Origin of the sequence: Daejeonella sp. (assembly GCF_049655485.1) — a bacterium.
Lineage (GTDB): Bacteria > Bacteroidota > Bacteroidia > Sphingobacteriales > Sphingobacteriaceae > Daejeonella.
Genome location: NZ_JBASJU010000175.1, coordinates 1 through 1833, shown reverse-complemented (window position 1 = coordinate 1833; position 1833 = coordinate 1). Strand labels below are relative to the sequence as shown.

Genomic DNA, 1833 nt, shown 5'->3' with positions numbered 1-1833 from the left:
TGCTCCGGACCGGGTGTTTTTTGGGAAGGGAGCGGACCGGGTGGTACATGCTATTCAATTGTATAAAGCCGGTAAAATCAAAAGAATTATTATATCCGGGGGCTCTGGCGCTTTAGTCGGCAAGAAGGTTCCGGAAGCTGAACATTTGAAAAAGGTCTTTTTATTTAGCGGTGTTCCTGATTCGGTACTATATATAGAAAGTGAGTCACGTAATACGGTCGAGAACGCACGGTTTTCCAAGAGGCTAATTGATAGCCTTCAACTACAGCCAAAATTTTTGTTAGTTACTTCTGCATTTCATATGCCACGGGCGATGGGGTGTTTTCAAAAGGCGGGCTGAAGTGTAGAGGGCTATCCTACGGATTTTTATACGGGAGATAGGAATGTTGATTTTGCGGATTTAGTAATTCCTTCGGAGGGAGCGCTGGCGAGCTGGTCGACTTTGATACATGAGATTACAGGATATTGGGTGTATAAAGTTTTAGGGTACAGCTAGTTCTTGCTTTCCTACTTCTTGTGCTATGAAGCTCAGTAGAGTAATGCTGTACATAATTATTATCTTCGCCCTTTAATATTTGGTGTCGAGAAATCTAAGATGAATTTTTTAATAGCCCGGGCAGGATATATAGCAACCCAACAAACCAAATGACGAAAGCCACCACGATCTCAATAATCGGTTTAGGCTATGTAGGCTTGCCTCTGGCGGTTGAATTTGCGCGGCATTATGAGGTTAGAGGCTTTGATATAAACTCTGCCCGGATTGATCAGTTAAATTCATTCATCGACAAGACCAAACAACTGAGCGAGGGGGAATTGCGTGATAGTCAGGTGACGTTTACCAGCGATGTTAAAAGCATTGCTGAGTCAACGATTTTTATCATCACAGTTCCTACGCCGATTGACCATAATAAACAACCGGACCTATCCGCACTTTTAGAAGCTTCGGAAACTGTTGCGTCGGTTTTGAAAAAAGGAGATGTTGTTATCTACGAATCGACCGTTTATCCTGGCTGTACCGAAGAAGAATGTGTGCCAGTGCTTGAAAATACGAGCGGGCTAAAAGCAAATACTGATTTCTTTTATGGCTATTCCCCAGAGCGCATTAGCCCGGGTGATCCGGTTCATACTCTAACTTCTATAGTCAAGGTAACTTCCGGTTCCACACCTGAGTATGCTATCATGATCGATGAGCTTTATAAGAAGATCATCACAGCGGGCACTTACCTTGCATCGAGTATTAAAGTTGCTGAAGCCTCGAAAGCCATTGAAAATGCGCAGAGAGATATTAATATCTCCTTTGTAAATGAACTTGCACTTATTTTCGATAGAATAGGAATCGATACCCAGGAAGTGCTGGACGCTGCAGGTACAAAGTGGAATTTTCTAAAGTTCAAACCAGGATTAGTCGGGGGCCATTGCATTAGTGTGGATCCATATTATTTAACACATAAAGCTGAGAAACTTGGTTACTTTCCTGAAGTGATTTTATCAGGGCGACGAGTGAATGAGCATATTCCGGAGTTTATAGCGACCAAGGTGGTAAAGATGATGCTGAAGAAAGAAATTGTACTAACTACAGCAAGGGTTTTGCTTTTGGGATTTACTTTTAAGGAAAATTGTCCGGATACTCGCAATTCCAAGGTTATGGGCATTTATAATGAGTTTATTCAATTCGGTGTTCAGGTAGATATATATGATCCGCTCGTTGACTCCGAAGAGGTGCGGAGGGAGTACGGAATAGAAGTGTTTAATATCATGCCTCATGGAATATATGCGGCAGTTGTATTGTGTGTAGCTCACGATGAGTTTAATTCCTTAAATTTCGAGCAAATG

At 42.1% G+C, this 1833-nt stretch carries 2 protein-coding genes; both read left to right on the top strand.

Annotation, left to right across the window (positions count from 1 at the left end; genetic code table 11):
- On the top strand, positions 1 to 340 hold a 340-nt coding region (locus WBJ10_RS07195), incomplete at its 5' end, for a YdcF family protein (protein WP_424288840.1).
- A gap of 305 nt (positions 341 to 645) precedes the next feature.
- The coding region (locus WBJ10_RS07190) for a nucleotide sugar dehydrogenase (RefSeq protein ID WP_424288839.1) at positions 646 to 1833 on the top strand (1188 nt) is incomplete at its 3' end.